The 16,944-nt window shown below is 62.8% G+C and carries 16 protein-coding genes, 1 tRNA gene and 1 pseudogene; 8 read left to right on the top strand and 10 right to left on the bottom strand.

Features of this window, described 5'->3' with window-relative positions:
* The 3 genes and pseudogenes from AB4Z19_RS20790 to AB4Z19_RS20780 all read left to right on the top strand — a co-directional run.
* A pseudogene (locus AB4Z19_RS20790) lies at positions 1–497 on the top strand (hypothetical protein); the annotation flags it as partial.
* A 106-nt stretch (positions 498–603) separates the two neighbouring features.
* Positions 604–1,395: a substrate-binding periplasmic protein gene (locus AB4Z19_RS20785; protein WP_442035900.1), complete on the top strand. Its 792-nt coding sequence runs from the start codon at positions 604–606 to the stop codon at positions 1,393–1,395.
* Positions 1,396–1,471: 76 nt separating this feature from the next.
* On the top strand, positions 1,472–2,596 hold the full coding sequence (locus AB4Z19_RS20780) for a branched-chain amino acid ABC transporter substrate-binding protein (protein ID WP_442035899.1): 1,125 nt from the start codon (positions 1,472–1,474) through the stop codon (positions 2,594–2,596).
* Between the two features lie 20 nt (positions 2,597–2,616).
* Here AB4Z19_RS20780 and AB4Z19_RS20775 read toward each other — a convergent pair whose 3' ends face one another.
* On the bottom strand, positions 2,617–3,090 hold the full coding sequence (locus AB4Z19_RS20775) for a winged helix-turn-helix transcriptional regulator (protein ID WP_442026131.1): 474 nt from the start codon (positions 3,088–3,090) through the stop codon (positions 2,617–2,619).
* A 110-nt stretch (positions 3,091–3,200) separates the two neighbouring features.
* Here AB4Z19_RS20775 and AB4Z19_RS20770 point away from each other — a divergent pair, with 110 nt between their 5' ends.
* A complete protein-coding gene (locus tag AB4Z19_RS20770; protein ID WP_442026132.1) occupies positions 3,201–4,376 on the top strand; it encodes an MFS transporter in 1,176 nt (391 codons plus the stop codon).
* Here AB4Z19_RS20770 and AB4Z19_RS20765 read toward each other — a convergent pair.
* Positions 4,373–5,314, bottom strand: coding sequence for a LysR family transcriptional regulator (locus AB4Z19_RS20765; protein ID WP_442026133.1), 942 nt, complete (start codon positions 5,312–5,314; stop codon positions 4,373–4,375). The genes AB4Z19_RS20770 and AB4Z19_RS20765 overlap by 4 nt on opposite strands.
* Before the next feature lie 90 nt (positions 5,315–5,404).
* Between AB4Z19_RS20765 and pcaD the strand changes: the two genes are divergently transcribed.
* Entirely contained in the window at positions 5,405–6,190 is a 786-nt protein-coding gene (gene pcaD, locus AB4Z19_RS20760) for a 3-oxoadipate enol-lactonase (protein WP_442026134.1), read from the top strand.
* A 4-nt stretch (positions 6,191–6,194) separates the two neighbouring features.
* Here the strand turns inward: pcaD and AB4Z19_RS20755 are convergent, their stop codons facing one another.
* From AB4Z19_RS20755 to pepN, 4 genes are all read right to left on the bottom strand, one after another.
* A complete protein-coding gene (locus AB4Z19_RS20755; protein WP_442026135.1) occupies positions 6,195–7,631 on the bottom strand; it encodes a catalase in 1,437 nt (478 codons plus the stop codon).
* Positions 7,632–7,790: 159 nt separating this feature from the next.
* Positions 7,791–7,866: transfer RNA gene (locus AB4Z19_RS20750), tRNA-Thr, on the bottom strand.
* A gap of 65 nt (positions 7,867–7,931) precedes the next feature.
* Entirely contained in the window at positions 7,932–8,933 is a 1,002-nt protein-coding gene (locus tag AB4Z19_RS20745; protein ID WP_442035898.1) for a class 1 fructose-bisphosphatase, read from the bottom strand.
* A gap of 21 nt (positions 8,934–8,954) precedes the next feature.
* Positions 8,955–11,597 (bottom strand): aminopeptidase N, encoded by a 2,643-nt coding sequence (gene pepN / locus AB4Z19_RS20740; protein WP_442025716.1) that lies wholly within the window; start codon positions 11,595–11,597, stop codon positions 8,955–8,957.
* Positions 11,598–11,768: 171 nt separating this feature from the next.
* Between pepN and AB4Z19_RS20735 the strand changes: the two genes are divergently transcribed.
* From AB4Z19_RS20735 to AB4Z19_RS20725, 3 genes are read left to right on the top strand one after another with little or no spacing between them, the layout of a single operon-like run.
* Positions 11,769–12,413: a DUF4136 domain-containing protein gene (locus AB4Z19_RS20735; protein ID WP_442025715.1), complete on the top strand. Its 645-nt coding sequence runs from the start codon at positions 11,769–11,771 to the stop codon at positions 12,411–12,413.
* Between the two features lie 56 nt (positions 12,414–12,469).
* A complete protein-coding gene (locus AB4Z19_RS20730; RefSeq protein WP_442025714.1) occupies positions 12,470–13,933 on the top strand; it encodes a C13 family peptidase in 1,464 nt (487 codons plus the stop codon).
* On the top strand, positions 13,930–14,415 hold the full coding sequence (locus AB4Z19_RS20725; RefSeq protein WP_442025713.1) for a GNAT family N-acetyltransferase: 486 nt from the start codon (positions 13,930–13,932) through the stop codon (positions 14,413–14,415). Before AB4Z19_RS20730 ends, AB4Z19_RS20725 begins: the two co-directional genes overlap by 4 nt.
* A 52-nt stretch (positions 14,416–14,467) precedes the next feature.
* Here AB4Z19_RS20725 and AB4Z19_RS20720 read toward each other — a convergent pair whose 3' ends face one another.
* Genes AB4Z19_RS20720 through AB4Z19_RS20705 form a run of 4 tightly spaced genes read right to left on the bottom strand, consistent with a single transcriptional unit; the run spans position 14,468 to position 16,882 of the window.
* Positions 14,468–14,605 carry a hypothetical protein gene (locus AB4Z19_RS20720; protein WP_442025712.1) on the bottom strand — a complete coding sequence of 46 codons (138 nt, stop codon included), beginning with the start codon at positions 14,603–14,605 and terminating at the stop codon, positions 14,468–14,470.
* A gap of 5 nt (positions 14,606–14,610) precedes the next feature.
* Complete coding sequence (locus AB4Z19_RS20715; RefSeq protein WP_442025711.1) at positions 14,611–15,585, bottom strand: quinone oxidoreductase family protein; 975 nt, start codon at positions 15,583–15,585, stop codon at positions 14,611–14,613.
* On the bottom strand, positions 15,582–15,971 hold the full coding sequence (locus AB4Z19_RS20710; RefSeq protein ID WP_442025710.1) for a methylglyoxal synthase: 390 nt from the start codon (positions 15,969–15,971) through the stop codon (positions 15,582–15,584). Before AB4Z19_RS20710 ends, AB4Z19_RS20715 begins: the two co-directional genes overlap by 4 nt.
* Complete coding sequence (locus tag AB4Z19_RS20705; RefSeq protein WP_442025709.1) at positions 15,968–16,882, bottom strand: DMT family transporter; 915 nt, start codon at positions 16,880–16,882, stop codon at positions 15,968–15,970. The genes AB4Z19_RS20710 and AB4Z19_RS20705 overlap by 4 nt, the downstream gene beginning before the upstream one ends.
* Positions 16,883–16,944 lie beyond the last annotated feature (62 nt).

The following is a 16,944-nucleotide window of genomic DNA, read 5'->3' as shown; positions in this document are numbered from 1 at the left end:
GTGCTACGGCAGCCGGCGGCCCGGCCGGCGGTGCCGGAGGCGGCACGCTTGGCGGTGCAGAAGGCGGTGCGCTCGGTGGAGCCGGCGGCATCGGCGGCGCAGCAGGCGGCGCGGCCGGTGGGGCGGGAGCCGTCGGCGGTGCGGCGGGCGGCACTGTGACCGCTGGTGGCCCAGGCGCGGCCGACCTGGCCCCAACTGGTCCCGAAGCCGCGCGCGGACTTGCCACGAATGCCATGATCCCTGCCGCCCTGGCAGCCTATCGAACCGGCGACATCGCCGCCGCATCCGGCCGTCCACCCACTGCAGGACCGGCTGGCGAAGCCGTCCCGGCAGTGGAAGCGGTCACGCGCACCCACGCTGCCCTGCCCGTGCAAACCGGCGAGCAAACCCGCCGGCCGCTGGTCCCACCGCCGACGCTGCCGGAAAACGCCGCGAATACTGGACAATCCGGCAACGCACCCGCACGTCCGCCGAACACGCCGCCCGAAGCAACCTGAGCTTCTTGATAAGGTATCGCCGCCCGCGTTGCGCGGCGCGCCACACTTCGCTCAAAATCGCCGGCCCAACCGGCAATTCCCGCGGGAAACTCGGTAATATCGGGGCATGAATCCCGCCAAGCGCGCTTTCCTGTTGCAATCCGCATTACTTGTCGCGCCGCTGCTCGGCTTGCGGGACGCGCACGCGCAGCAGATGGTCAGCCTGATCATGGGCGAGGCTTTCGACGAAGCGGGCCGCCCCAAACTCATGCGTCCCTGGCAGCGTACCCTGCTTGATTACCTCGAAAAAGAACTGAACCTGCGCTTCGACGTGCGCACGTATCCCTGGCCGCGTGCCGAGCGCAATGCGCGCAATGGCGACGGCCTGATTTTCGGCCTGCCGAAAAACGCCGGCCGGGAACGCGCGCTGCGCTATTCCGAAGCAGCCGTCAGCAGCACCTTATGGCTGGTCACACGCAGCGACGCCACCTTCCCTTTTGAAAAACTGTCCGACCTGCGCGGCAAGACCATCGGCGCGGTGCGCGGTTATGGCTACGGCGAAGAATTCGAACGCGCCCGCATCGAAAAGCTGTTCAAGGTGGAGGACGACCTGCCTTCGCGCGCCACGCGCCTGCAGCGCCTTCTGCTCAAACGCGTGGACGCGGTGCTGCTATTCCAGACCGGCTGGCAAACCGCCGCCGACATGGAAGCCGAACTGCGCGCCTTCGCTGCGCCGCTCACCAAGGACATCCCCCTGCCACCCGGCGTCACCCTGAGCGTGCTGCCCACGCCCGTGCAAGTCGACACGCAGCAGTTCTTCGCCGTCGCCCGCAGCCGCGACGATGGCTTGATCGACCGCATCAACGCCGCCCTGCTCAAACAGCAAAAACAAGCCTCTCTGCGCCAGCGCCGCAGCTGATTGCTTACACCTTCCCGCTTGCCCCGCGTGCAGGATTGTGGATAATCACGCCATCAAAACAATTTGGAGACTTTTGATGAACTTGAAACACTCCGCCGGCGTGCTGGCTTTGATGGCGTTTGCCGCTTCGGCGTCCGCGCAGGAACTGGTTGTAAAGATTGGCCACAGCGGACCGCTGTCCGGCGCCCAGGCCTTCTCCGGCAAGGACAACGAAAAAGGCGCGCGTCTCGCGATCGAAGAACTGAACGCCAAGCCCATTACAGTCGGCGGCAAGAAGGTCAAGTTCGAACTGGTTTCCGAAGACGATCAGGGCGACCCGAAAGCCGGTGTGTCGGTGGCCCAGAAGCTGGCCGACAGCGGCGTGAAATACGTGGTCGGTCCATACAATTCCGGCGTGGCGATTCCGGCTTCGCGCGTGTACAACGACGCGGGCATGCTGATCGCGCCCGTGGCCACCAATCCCAAGTTGACGCAGCAAGGCTACAAAGGCATCTTCCGCATCAACGCCAGCGATACGCAGCTGGGCTCCAAGATGGCGCTGTACGCAGCCAATGAGCTGAAGGCGAAAAACGTCGCCGTGATCGATGACCGCACCGCGTTCGGCCAGGGCCTGGCGGAAGAATTCAAGAAGCAGGCGCGCGCTTCGGGCCTGACCGTGGCGGGACATGAGTACACCACCGACAAGGCAGTGGACTTCACGTCCATCCTGACCAAACTGAAGTCGAAGAATGTGCAGGCCATCTTCTTCGGCGGCTATGCGCCGCAAGGAGCGCCAATGGTGCGCCAGATGCGGCAGCTGGGCATCAATGCCAAGCTGCTGGGCGGCGATACCATCTGCACCGCGGAAATGGGCAAGCTGGGCGGCGACGCCGTCGGCGAGAACGTGCTGTGCGCACAAGGCGGCGCGCTGCTGGAGAAAGCGGCTGCCGGTCCGGCCTTCAAGGCCAAATTCAAGAAGCGCTTCAATTCGGAACCGGATGTGTATGCGTCGGCTTATTACGATGCGGTCCAGATGTACGCAGCATCGATGGCCAAGACCAATTCGATTGACCCGGCTAAGGTGGGCGCGGATATCGCGGCGGGCAGCTACAAGGGCGTGTCCGGCACCTATTCGTTTGACGCCAAGGGCGATATGAAGTCTTCGCCTGTGACCATCTACAACTTCAAGAACGGCCAGCCTGCGCCGATCGCCAGCTTTTAAGCATTCCCCGCCGCGCCGGGTTACTCCTCACCGAGGATGACCCGGTTGCGGTTCCTGATCGCTTCCATCGTCTTTTCCGTCGCACCGGGACCGGGCTCGACGCGCACATCGCGCAGGGCCAGCAGGCGGTCGCCCACGCGCGGCCCGACCGGCTCGATCGGCAGCCCGGTCTTGTTTTCGACCAGCTGCAGCGGCGCTTCGTGCCCCAGCCATTCATCGCCCCACTGCGACAGCGCCACGATCACCGGGAATAGCGCCTCGCCCTTGGGCGTGAGCTTGTAAGCCGAACGCTTCTCGCTGCCTTCCGCAATCACTTTCTCCAGCACGCCGTAGTCGATCAGGCTATTCAGCCGCGACGTCAGCACATTGCGGGCAATGCCCAGCCGCTGCTGGAAATCGTCGAAACGGCTGGTGCCGAGCAGGCATTCGCGCACGATGAGCAGGCTCCACCACTCGCCGACCTGGTCGAGCGAGCGGGCTACGGAGCAGTTCATTCCATCAAAAGTTTTCCGGTACATGCAGACCATCTTAGCATATAAGTTGCGTCACACAACTTTTGTGCTATATTAGTTTCATCACGAAACTTTTGCAGGACCAAATAATCATGGATAAACGTCTTCTCTTCCTTGCCTCAGGCATGTTCGCCATCGGCACCGACAGCTTTGTCGTCGCCGGCATCCTGGCGCCGGTGGCCGCTTCACTCAACGTCTCGGTCGCCCTGGCCGGGCAAATGGTGACCATTTATGCATTGAGCTATGCCCTGCTCTCGCCAGTGATCGCGGCGGCGGCAGCCAGTTGGCCACGCAAACAGCTGCTGCTGGCAGGCCTTGCCGTTTTTGTACTTGGCAATGTGATCACGGCTGTCGCCCCGAGTATTGAACTGGTGCTGGCGAGCCGCTTCCTGGCGGGGCTTGGCGCAGCCATGTTCAGCCCGACCGCTACCGCCACCGGCGCCTCGCTGGTGCCGGCGGAGCAGCGTGGACGCGCGCTGGCAATTGTGATTGCAGGCTTGTCCAGCGCAACGGCGCTGGGTGCGCCGATGGGCACCTTCATCGGCGGTCTGCTCGACTGGCGCGCAACGATGTGGTTTGTGTCCGCGATCGGGGCCGCGGCCTTTATCGGCCTGGCGTGGCGTCTGCCGTCCATTTCGGCTCCGCCAGCCGTCAGCCTGGCGCAGCGCCTGAAACCACTGGGCGATGCGCGGGTGCTGCTGACGCTGGCCACCACCTTGCTGGTGTATGGCGGCCTGTTCCTGGTTTATACCTACGTTGGCCTGGGCTTCGATCGTGCCACCGGCGGCGATGGCCGCGTGCTGGCTGGCTTGCTGCTGCTGTGGGGCGTGGCGTCGACCGTCGGCAATCTGCTGGCTGGCCGTTTGACTGACCGCTTCGGCAGCCGCCGCATCATCAATTTCGCGATCGCTGTTCTGGCTGTGGACTTCGCCCTGCTGCCGTGGACCTCCGCATCGCTGCTGACCGCAGTACCCGCGCTGATCGTGTGGGGGCTGGCCGGCTGGGGCATGCTGGTGCCGCAGCAGCACCGCCTGATCAGCATCACGCCTTCCGCCGCACCGCTGCTGCTTGGCTTGAATTCTGCCGCACTGTATGTGGGCGTTTCCATGTCCGGCCTGGTCGGCGGCGCCGCCATCACCCTGGTCAGCGCCCACTCCCTCGGACTGGTGAGCGCAGTCTTCATCATTATCGGTCTGCTTGCGGCGGAATCCGCTTATCGCCTGATCGCACGCCCAACCGTATCGGCAGCCGTCGCGGCAGCCGGCTAGCCGGCGCGGCTGCGAACCGCAGGCGTCGCTCGTTCCATCAGCGGCGCCAGCGCGGTGCGGTGCTTGTCGAGGTGCTGCCAGAGCAGCGTGGCGATGGGGCCGTGAGGGCGGTCGGCGCGGCGCGCGGCGACGAGATCTTCGGTACTGCCGGGCAGGTGGCGGCCAGCGATGGAAATCAGCGAGCCGTCGCGCAATTCGTCTTCGATCAGGAAGCGCGGCATGTGGCCCCAGGCCATGCCCTGAAGGATGATTTCCTTCTTCATCAACTGGTCCGCTACCGTGCACTGGTGAGCGCCTTCGATCATGAAGTAGTCGCGCGTGGCCATCGAATGTGCGGTATCGCGGATCACGCATTGCGTGTAATCCCGCAGCTGCTCGGGCTTTACCGAACGGCCCGGCGCGAAGCGCAGGAAGCCCGGCGCCACAACGGGCACGAAGGGAACGCTGGCCAGATCGATCCATTCAACGCGCGGATCGTTCTTGTCCACGCCATGCACGATGAGGTCCGCGTCGCCATCATGCAAGCGCTCCTCCGGCCCCGATACCGACTCGACATGCAGGTGCAGCCTGGTGCCGCAATGCTGCGCAAAGAACCCGCTCAGCACTGCCAGTACGGCGCGGCGCGGACAGAAGTCGCCCACCACCACGCGCAACTCGCTTTCTTCGCCCATCGCCAGCTGGCGTGCGTGCACTTCCAGCTGCGCCAGCTCGCGCAGCATGCCCTGCGCCTTATGGTGAAACGAGGCGCCCGCCTCGGTCAGCGCTACACGATAGCCGCTGCGGTCCAGCAGCGCGAGATCCAGTTGCCGCTCCAGCCTCGCCACCGCCGCATGCACGGCCGGATGCGTGCGATGCAGCGCATCCGCCGCCGACTGGAATCCGCCCGTGCGAGCCACCGCATCAAAGCACTGCAGGTCGTGCAAGGTGAAAGCGCTCATTGTCAGTATTCCTTACAAAGAATGACTGAACTTTATAATATTTTTCGGAACGCTGCGCGGCTACGATGGTTTCCGGAAAGGAGATCTACCATGGAATCATTCATCACTGCCAACGATGGCGTGCGCATCGCCTACCGCTTCGACGGGGCGCAGCAGCTGCCAACACTTATCCTGTCCAACTCCATCGCCACCGACTACGCGATGTGGGACGGCCAGATCGCGGAACTGTCGCAGCGCTTCCGCGTGCTGCGTTTCGACACGCGCGGCCACGGTAAATCGGACGTGCCGCTGGGACCTTACTCGATGGACCGTCTGGGCCACGACGTACTGGATTTGATGGACGCACTCGGCATCGCCAGGGCACACTTCCTCGGCCTGTCGCTGGGTGGCTTCATTGGCCAATGGCTGGCGATTCACCGGCCCGAGCGCATCGACAGACTTATCCTCAGCAACACCGCCGCCTCGCTCGGCACGGACGGATGGAGCGAGCGCATTGCCGGCGTGCTGGCCGATCACGGCATGCGCGAATCAGCCGAGATGTTCCTGAATAATTGGTTCCCCGCGAAGATGGTTGCGGAGAATGGTGCAGAAATCCAGCGCTTCCGCGCCATGCTGCATGCGATCGATCCGCGTGGCGTGGCGGGCGCCTTTGCCGCGGTGCGCGACGCCGATCAGCGCCGCACGGTGCGCTTGATTGAAGCGCCGACGCTGGTCATTGCCGGCATCGACGACACCGTGACCAGCGCAAAGCATGGTGAGGAACTCGCCGCGGCCATTCCTGGCGCGCGGCTGGTGATGCTGCCCGGCGTGCATCTATCGAACGTCGAGCAGCCGGCTGCCTATATGGATGCGGTGATGGGCTGGCTGGGCGGATAAAACCTTAGCCGGCCAGCTTGGCCATCGCAGCTGCCACGCCGGCGCCGTATTCAGGATCGGCCTGGTTACAGTGGTCGATATGGCGTGCACACACAGCTTGCGAAACGCCCTTCATCGCGCGCGCCGTATTGTCGAACAGGGCCTGGCGCTGTTCGCCGGTCATCAGGCGGAACAGCGCGCCGGCCTGCGAGAAGTTGTCGGTATCGACGCGGTGATCCCAGTAGCCTGCAGCGCCTTCCACGGCCAGCGGCGGCTCCTTGTACTCCGGCTGTTCGATCCATTCTTCCTTGCTGTTTGGCTGGTAGGCGATGGTGCCGCCCAGATTGCCGTCCACGCGCATGGCGCCGTCGCGATGGAAACTGTGGAAGGGGCACTTCGGCGCATTCACCGGAATCTGGTGGTGGTTCGAGCCGAGGCGGTAGCGCGCCGCATCGCCATACGAGAACAGGCGCGCCTGCAGCATGCGGTCCGGCGAGAAGCCGATGCCGGGCACCACGGCTGCCGGCGTAAAGGCCGACTGCTCGACTTCGGCAAAGTAGTTGTCCGGATTGCGGTTCAGCTCCAGCATGCCGACTTCAATCAGCGGATAGTCTTTCTTCGGCCAGACTTTGGTCAGGTCGAAGGGGTTGTACGGCACCTTATTGGCGTCCGCTTCCGGCATCACCTGGATCATCATCTTCCAGCGCGGGAAGTCGCCTTTTTCAATCGACCCGAACAAATCGCGCTGATGGCTTTCGCGGTCCTGGCCGATCAGGGCCACCGCTTCCGCATCGGTCAGATTCTCGATGCCCTGCTGCGTAATAAAGTGGAACTTGACCCAGAAACGCTCGTTGGCCGCGTTGATCAGGCTATAGGTATGGCTGCCGAAACCATGCATGTGACGGTAGGATTTCGGAATACCGCGATCGCTCATCACAATGGTGACCTGGTGCAGCGCTTCCGGCAGCAAGGTCCAGAAGTCCCAGTTGCTTTCGGCGTTGTGCATATTGGTGCGGGGGTCGCGCTTGACCACGTGGTTCAAGTCCGGGAAACGCAGGGGATCGCGGAAGAAGAACACTGGCGTGTTGTTACCGACGATGTCCCAGTTGCCTTGCTCGGTATAGAACTTCACGGCGAAGCCGCGGATATCGCGCTCGGCGTCCGCCGCGCCGCGCTCACCAGCGACCGTGGAAAAGCGCATGAACAAGTCGGTCTTTTTGCCCACTTGCGAGAACAGCGCCGCTTTGCTGTAGCGGCTGACGTCATTAGTGACGGTGAACGTGCCGTAGGCGCCCGAGCCTTTGGCGTGCATGCGGCGCTCGGGGATCACTTCGCGATTGAACTGGGCCTGCTTTTCCAGCAGCCAAACGTCCTGCAACAGCAGAGGGCCGCGCAGGCCGACAGACTGCGAATTCTGGTTATCTACAACGGGTGCACCGGCGGCGGTCGTCAACTTTTTCATCTTTACGCTCCCTAAGTCTTGAATAAAAAACTCCACTTTGGAACGTACGAGTGTAGACCTCCGGTTTCGCCGCCTCAATCACCCCTTCGGGTTAGTCGGCCGACAAAACAAAAGGGCTACATACCGGAGTATGTAACCCTTTGTTTTTACTGCTTATTCTGGTGCCGCTGACCGGAATCGAACTGGTGACCTTCGCATTACGAATGCGCTGCTCTACCGACTGAGCTACAGCGGCTAAAGAGCCCGGATTATAGCAAACAACTTTGCAAGTTTGCTAGTACCCGGCCCTGAAGCGTGTATTTATGCGTGGTGGTAGCCCGTTACGACGGCCACTTCATCGCGCGAACCCAGGACCACCGGCACGCGCTGGTGCAGTTTTTCCGGCTGGATGTCGAGGATGCGGTGCTTGCCGTCGGTCGCCATGCCGCCTGCCTGCTCGACGATGAAGGCCATCGGATTAGCTTCGTACATCAGGCGCAGTTTGCCCGGCTTGGACGGGTCGCGCACGTCGGCCGGATACATGAAGATGCCGCCGCGGTTCAGGATGCGGTGCACATCGGCCACCATGGACGCGATCCAGCGCATATTGAAGTCGGTGCCGCGCGGACCGGTGGAACCGGCCAGCAGTTCGGACACATAGCGCTGCACCGGCGGATACCAGTGGCGCTGGTTCGACATATTGATCGCGAATTCCTTGGTCTTGGCCGGGATCTGCATATTGCGCTGGGTGAGCACCCAGGAACCCATCTCGCGGTCCAGCGTGAAGCAGTTCACGCCATTGCCGGTGGTGAGCACCAGCATGGTCTGCGGGCCGTACACAGCGTAGCCGGCGGCGACCTGCTTGGTGCCCGGCTGCAGGAAGTCTTTTTCGGTCGGCGTGGTCATGCCGTCCGGCGCCTTCAGCACGGAGAAGATGGTGCCGATGGAGACGTTCACGTCGATGTTGGAGGAGCCGTCCAGCGGATCGAACACCAGCATGTATTCGCCCTTCGGATAGCGGTTCGGGATCAGGTGGATCGATTCCATCTCTTCCGACGCCATGGCTGCCAGATGGCCGCCCCATTCGTTCGCTTCCAGCAGGATTTCGTTGGAAATCACGTCCAGCTTCTTTTGGACTTCGCCCTGCACGTTCTCGGTTTCCAGCGCGCCCAGCACGTCGCCCAGTGCGCCCTTGCCCACGCTGTGCGAAATCGTCTTGCACGCGCGCGCGACCACTTCGATCAGCAGACGCAGCTCGGCAGGGATCGTGTTGTGCTGGCGTTGTTCTTCCACCAGATGTTGGGTAAGGCTGATGCGTTTCATGTTTTCCCTAGTTGTGTTGAATTAGTTTGCCAGCGCCTTGCTCACGACTTCCATCACGTCGTTGGACAGCTTCGGCGCAGCGGCGACTTTCTCCAGCGCGGTGCGCATGTGGATCTGTAGCTCCGGCGCGTAACGGCGCCAGCGGTCCATCGAGCGCGCCAGGCGCGCGGCGACCTGGGGATTTAGCGCATCCAGCTTGATCACGTGTTCGGCCCAGAACTCGTAAGCACTGCCGTCGGCCGCGTGGAACTGCGGCGGATTGGCATTGCAGAAGGCGAACAGCAGGCTGCGCGCGCGGTTCGGATTTTTCAGCGTGAAGGCCGGATGCTTCATCAGTTCGCGCACGCGCGCCACGTCGGTATGGGGTGCGGTGGCCTGCATGGTGAACCACTTGTCCACCACCAGTGCTTCGCCGGTGAACTCGGAATAGAAGGTGTCCAGGCGCTGGCTGACGTCGGCGCCGGTGTGGATCATGGACACCATGGCCGACGCGCGGTCCGTCATATTGGTGGCCTTGTCGAACTGCTCCTCCGCCAGCTTCATGGCGTCCTTGTTCGGCTGCACCAGCAGATAGGCCAGCGACAGATTCTTCAACCCGCGCTTGCCGGCCGATGCCGCATCCGGGCTGTATGGGCCGGGCGTGGCATTGTCGTGATATGCATCCAGCAGATCATCCTTCAGCGCGTTGCCGATGGCATGGCGCATGAACTGGCGCGCGGTGTGGATGGCTTGCGGATGCACCACTTCCATCGCTTCGGCAATGATGGTTTCCGACGGCAGGATCAGCGCCAGCTCGCGGAAGGCCGGATCGAGTTTATCGTCCGTCAGCAGCGCGCGCAGGGCTTCCAGATAGGTGTCGTCCAGTTCCAGCTTGCGGCCCGAAGACACGGCGCCCGTCAGCGACAGCAGGCGCTCCATCGCCAGGCGCTGGCCGGCTTCCCAGCGGTTCACCGGATCGCTGTCGTAGCGGAACAGATGCAGCAGCTCGTCATCAGTGTAGGCATATTCCAGCACCACCGGCGCCGAAAAATCGCGCAGGATCGACGGCACCGGGCGCTCCACCACATTGCTGAAGGTGAAGGTCTGCTCGGCCTTGGTCAGCTCCAGCACCACCGTCGTGCCGCGCTCGCGGCCATCGATAATCAGCGCCATATCCTTGCCGCTATTGCCCAGCAGACCCACGGCGACCGGAATGTGGAAAGGCTGCTTTTTATCCTGGCCCGGGGTTGGCGGGCAGTGCTGCGCCAGCGTCAAGGTGAAGCTGCGCGAAGCCGGATCGTAATGGCCCTTCGCCGACACCACCGGCGTACCGGCCTGGCTGTACCAGCGTTCGAACTGGGCCAGGTCGCGGTCATTGGCATCGGCCATCGCAGCGCGGAAATCGTCGCACTGCACGGCCTGGCCGTCGTGGCGCTCGAAGTACAGGTCCATGCCCTTGCGGAAGCCTTCGCGGCCCAGCAAGGTCTGGTACATGCGCACTACTTCCGCGCCTTTTTCATACACGGTGACCGTGTAGAAGTTGTTGATCTCGACGAAGGAGTCGGGACGCACCGGATGCGCCATCGGCCCTGCATCTTCCGGGAACTGCGCCTGGCGCAAGGTGCGCACCTGGTCGATGCGCGTGGTGGCGCGGCCGGTGTCGTTGCCGATCATGTCGGCGCTGAATTCCTGGTCGCGGAACACGGTCAGGCCTTCCTTCAGCGACAGCTGGAACCAGTCGCGGCAAGTCACGCGGTTGCCGGTCCAGTTGTGGAAGTATTCGTGGCCCACCACGGCTTCAATGCCGGCGTAATCGACGTCGGTCGCCACGCGCGGGTTGGCCAGCACGAACTTGGTATTGAAGATGTTGAGGCCCTTGTTTTCCATGGCGCCCATATTGAAGTCGCCCACCGCCACGATCATGAAGCGGTCCAGGTCCAGCTCCAGGCCCCAGCGCTCTTCGTCCCAGCGGATGGAATTCTTCAGCGATTGCATGGCGTAGTCGGTCTTATCGAGGTTGCCCTCTTCCACCCACACCTGTAGCAGCACTTCGCGGCCGGAGGCCAGCGTGAAGCTCTCTTCCTGGCACACCAGGCGCGCGGCGACCAGGGCGAACAGATAGGATGGCTTCTTGAACGGGTCTTCCCATTTGGCGTAGTGGCGGCCATCACCCAGATCGCCCTCTTCGATCAGGTTACCGTTCGACAGCAGTACCGGATACTTGTCCTTGTCGGCGCGCAGCATCACGGTGTACCTGGCCATCACGTCCGGACGGTCGGGGAAGAAGGTGATGCGGCGGAAGCCCTCCGCCTCGCATTGCGTGTAGAAGCTGCCGTTCGAGGTGTACAGGCCGGACAGCGTGGTGTTCTGCTCCGGCGCGCAAATAGTCTCGATCTCCAGCAGGACTTCCGTCGGCGCCTTGCGGATGGTCAGGGTGTTATTCCCGAGGATGTACTGGTCCGCTTTCAATGCAACGCCGTTCATGCGGATGGCCACCAGTTCGATGTCCTCGCCGTGCAGCACCAGCTCGCGGCTCTTACTGTCCGGGTTGTGGCGCAGTTTCACACGGTTGGCGACCACGGTCTGGGCCGGGTCTAGGTCGAAGCCCAGTTCGACGGTGTCAACGAGGTAGCTGGGCGGGGTGTAGTCTTTACGGTAGATCGTCTGGGGGCTGTCGGTACGCATGGGATTCGGCTAGCAAAGACAAAGAAAGGTTATTTTACCAACTGCGGGCCAAGGTCCGTTTCTTTTCTGTTCTCCCGTGCCCGGTAACATTCTGTAATAATTAAGCGAAACGCTTGTTGCAGTAATAAACTGACAAATAAGTAGAAAACCATGAATTTTGGGAGCAAGACCATGAAAGCGCTAGCCACACTTCTCGTAGCGGCCGCCGGTCTGCTGCTGAGCGGATGCGCCACGACCCTGCATAACGACGTGACGGTATTCCACCAGTGGCCTGCCGACCTGCAGGACAAAAGCTACGTCTTCGAAACGCCGCCACCGGCCGAGGATACGCTGGAACACCGTACTTATCTGGGCATGGTCAGCAATGAACTCGCCAAGCTGGGCTTCACCCAGGCCGCCAATCCTGCCGACGCCAAGCTGAAAGTGGCAATGCACTTCTCGACCATCGATCGCCCGACCCGCGAGTTGCAGGCCGACCCGTTCATGTCGCCGTACTATGGCGGCTACGGTCCCTGGGGGCCGCGCTTTGGCTGGCCGTATCGTTATCGCTACTACGGCTTCTACCGCGGCTATTACGACCCGTGGTTCTGGGGCGGCCCGATGGAATACCGCGAAGTGATCCGGCATAACTACGAGCGCCAGCTGAACGTGAGCATCAACAGCCTGGCCGGCAAAAAGCTGTTTGAAGTGACGGTGCAGAACACCAGCCGCAAACAGTCCACGCCCGCCGTAATGCCTGCCCTGGTGCAGAGCGCCTTCACCGGCTTCCCAGGTGAGAACGGCAAGGCCCGCCGCGTTGATCTCGAAATCCAGTAAAATAAACGTCCACCATTGCCGTCCAGCTCCCGCTGGGCGGCTTTTTTATTGCGCCAATGACTGACGCTCCCGCCCTCCTTCGTCTGGTCGCATGGCTGCGCGCCGGCGCCCGCACTGCTGTCGGCATGCATCCGCGCTGGACCGGCCTGTCGACCGGGCCGGGCATGATGGCCGCCCTCTTCTTGCTGAATCTCGGCGTGGATGTGCTGCTCCAGCGTCTCTACATCGAAGGTCCCGCCAGCTTTTATTGGCAAGCCCTGGCCGGCGGTTGGCTGATGCTGGCCCTGCTGCCGTGGTGCGCCTGGCTGGTGCGCGGCAGCACGGGCAGCGTGCTCACGGCCACCGCACCGGACACGGCCCGCCTGTTCACCATGCTGCAGGCGCAAAATCTGGCGCTGTCCCTGCTCGTGGGCCTGGTCTACCTGGCCATGATCCACGCCCGCGTCGAAGCCCCGGCGCGCTATGGCGCCCTGGCCGGCTGGGCGCTGTGGAGTGCGCCGCCCGTGCTGGCAATGCTGCCGCAGCTGATGCTGTTGTGGCGAGGCGGCAACCATGAGGTACTGCCGTCGACAACTGCGATCATGGCGCTGATTGCGGGACAGGCGCTGGTGATGGCAGCCCGTCCGGCGGATTTCTGGTATCCGGTGCAAAGCGGCGAAGAAGTCCGCCGTTTCGAGCTGACGCAGGAAGCGATCGAGGCCCAGTCGCGCCGTCTGGCCGATCAACTGTCCGCACTCAAACCGCAACGGCCTGGCCATGTCGATATGTATGTGCTGACCTTTGCCCCCTACAACCAGGACGTGTTCAAGCGTGAAAGCGGCGTCGTCGCGCAAGTGATGGCGCAGCGCTTCGATGCGGAAGGCCGTGTACTGCAGCTGGTGAATCACCCTGAAACGGCCAGCACCCTGCCCTGGGCCACGCCGCTCAACCTGCACCGCGCCATCGCGCGCGTGGCGCAGCTGATGGACCCGGACGAGGATGTGCTCTTCATCCATTTGACGTCGCACGGCGCCGCCAACGGCGAGATGGCGGCACGCTTCTACCCGCTCACCGTGCAGGAACTGACGCCGGCACTGCTCAAGGATTGGCTGGACGAGGCGGGGGTACGCAATCGCGTGATTTCCGTGTCCGCCTGCTATTCCGGCAGCTGGATCAAGCCGCTGTCCGGCGACAGCACGCTGGTGATGACGGCGGCCGATGCCGACCACACGTCCTATGGCTGCGGCAGCAAATCCGAACTTACCTTCTTTGGACAAGCCATGTACGACGAACAGCTACGCAATGTCACCCTGGACTTTGAACAGGCCCACGCCGCAGCGCGCAAAGTGATCCTCAAGCGCGAGCAGGAAGCCGGCAAGTCGGACGGCTACTCCAACCCGCAAATTTCCTTCGGCCCCGCCATCCGCGCGCCCCTCGCCGCCCTGGCGGTCGCCGCGCAGCCATCCAACGCCGCGACGCCGTCCGCACTGGCGCAACCGCGCCCGCCCGCCCGCGTGGCGACGTCCGGGAGCGCGCGATGAACGCGGGGCTGCGCATTCGTCCCGCCGTGCCGGACGATTTCGCGCGATGGCACCCGCTCTGGCTCGGCTACAACGCCTTCTACGGACGCGCCGGCGCCACCGCGCTATCCGACGACATTACACGCACGACCTGGTCGCGCTTTCACGACGCGCACGAGCCCGTGCACGCGCTGGTGGCGGAATTGAACGGCCAACTGGTCGGCCTTGCCCACTACCTCTATCACCGCAGTACGACGGCAATTGGCCAAAGCTGCTACATGCAAGACCTCTTCACAGCCGAAGCCGCGCGCGGACAAGGCGTGGCGCGGCAATTGATCGAAGCGGTGTATGCGGCAGCGCAGGCGGACGGCGCAGCGCGCGTCTACTGGCAGACGCACGAAAGCAACCACACCGCCCAGGCCCTGTATGACAAGGTCGCCGAGCGGTCCGGCTTTATCGTGTATCGAAAGATGCTGACGCCGCGGCTTGCGGCGGATCGATGATCCGCCCCACGATGGCGCGGCTGAGGCGTAGGGCGGATCATCGATCCGCCGCTCAGGTGTAGTACGCCTCAGTGGCAAAAGTCAGCACGCCGATCAGCGCCACAACCAGCAGCAGAATCACCAGCAGGCGTCCAAACTTGGGCGACTGGCCTTCATCATCATCTTGGTCTACGTGGTCCTGATCGGTCATGGCAATTAAGGAAGAATAATGGTGGAACCGGTGGTCTTGCGCGCTTCGAGATCGATATGCGCCTGCGCCACATCGGCGAGATTATAGCGCTGGTTGATATCGATCTTCACCTTGCCGCTGCCCACCACATCGAACAGCGACGCCGCGCAGGATTCCAGATCCTCCCGTTTGGCCACATAGGTGAACAGCGTCGGACGCGTCACGAACAGCGAACCGCGCGAAGCCAGTTCTGACAGCGCAAACGGCGCCACCGGCCCGGAAGCATTACCGAAGCTGACCATCATGCCCATCGGCTGCAAACAGTCCAGCGAACCGGTAAACGTGTCCTTGCCGATCGAGTCATAGACCACGGACACGCCCTGCCCGCCCGTAATCTCTTTCACGCGCTCGGTGAAGTTCTCGGTGTTGTAGTTGATGACATGCGACGCGCCGTGTTTCAGCGCCAGCGCCGCTTTCTCGTCCGACCCCACGGTGCCGATCACGTTCACACCCAGAGCCTTCGCCCACTGGCAGGCGATCAGGCCCACGCCGCCAGCGGCCGCATGGAACAGAATCGTGTCGCCCGTCTTCAGCTGCCTGGTGCGATGGAACAGATACTCCACCGTCATCCCCTGCAGCATCATGGCGGCAGCGGTGTCGAAGCCGATATTGTCCGGCAGCTTGAGCAGGATGGCCGCAGGCATATTGCGCTTCTGCGAATACGCCCCGTTGGGACGGCCCGCATACGCCACGCGGTCGCCCGGCTTCACATGGGTTACGCCCTCGCCCACTGCTTCCACCACGCCCGCGCCTTCCTGGCCCAGACCCGAAGGCAGCGGCTGAGGATACAGGCCGGTGCGGAAATACACGTCAATGAAATTCAGGCCAATCGCTTCGTGGCGGACGGTCGCTTCGCCCGGACCGGGCGCGCCAACATCGACGTCGACGTATTCCATCACTTCAGGTCCGCCGGTGCGGAACATGCGGATTGCTTTGCTCATTTGCCCTCTCCCATCTGTTGCGCCAGTTGGGACAGCACCAGATGGGCCGTCGCCAGATTGGTCGCGCAGGACACATTGTGCACGTCGCAGGCGCGCACCAGCGCGTTGATGTCCGGTTCGTGCGGCTGCGGCGTCATCGGATCGCGCAGGAAGATGATGGCGTCGATCAGGCCATCGACCAGCAGGGAACCGATTTGCAGATCGCCGCCCAGCGGACCGGAATGCTTGCGCTCCACCGACAGTCCCAGCTCATTAATCAGCCGGCCGCCGGTGGTGCCAGTGGCGCACAGCTCGCACTGGCGCAGGAAATCGACGTATTCGCGCGCCAGCGCAATCATGTCGTCCTTTTTCTTATCGTGGGCAATCAGGGCAATGCGCGGCTTCATTTCTTCTCACCTTTCACTTTGGACAGCGTATAAATCCCGGCCAGCACCAGCGTCGTCCCCGCCAGCTGCCAGGCTGTAATGGGTTCGGCCAGGATCACCGCGCCGAGGAAGAGCGTGGACACCGGTCCGATCATACCCGCTTGCGACGCCACGCCCGCGCCGACGCGCTGCACGGCAATCATGGTCATGAACACCGGCATCACGGTGCACAGGATACCGTTCACCAGCGACAGCCAATATACCGGCGCCGGCTGGATCAGCAGGGCAACGGGACGCAGCACGAAGAACTGGCCAATGCAGGCCACGCTGGACACGCACATCGCATACGCCACCAGACGCAGTGAACCAAGCCGCTTCACCATCTCGCCGGAAGCCAGCAGATAAATGCCATACGCGATCGCAGAACCCAGCACCAGCGTCGACCCCAGCGCCACATTGCCGCCGCCCTGCAGGTCATGCACGAACACCAGCACGATGCCCGCATAGGACAGCAGCAGCGCCGCCCACTGCCGGCGGCTGATGTGCTGCTTCAGCATGGTCGAGGAAATCAGCAGCACGAAAGTCGGCGTCAGGAACAGGATCAGCCGCTCCAGGCCCACGCTGATGTACTGCAGGCCGAGAAAGTCGAGAAAACTGGAGAGGTAATAGCCGACCAGGCCCAGTCCGATCAGCCGCCAGCGGTCCGCCCTGGTCAGCGGCGGCTCGCTGCGCATCTTCCACAGCGCCACTGCCGCAAAAACAGGCAGCGAAAACAGCATGCGGAAGGCGATCAGGGTGACCGCGTCGATGTGGTAACGGTAGAGCAGCTTGGCAACCACCGCCTTGGTGGAAAACAGGACTGCCCCGCCAACGGCAATCGCCAGCCCGCCCAGATAGGCGGCGCGCGGCGCGGGTTGTGTAGCGGTATCCATTGCAACATTGTATTAGGAAAATTGGTGCATTGCAGAAACGCCCCGAATCCGTTATGGTTGCA

Source organism: Pseudoduganella sp. RAF19 (genome assembly GCF_052114165.1).
Taxonomy (GTDB): Bacteria; Pseudomonadota; Gammaproteobacteria; order Burkholderiales; family Burkholderiaceae_D; genus Rugamonas.
The sequence above is the reverse complement of the archived record's forward strand: the minus strand, read 5'-3'. Positions and strand labels throughout refer to the sequence as shown.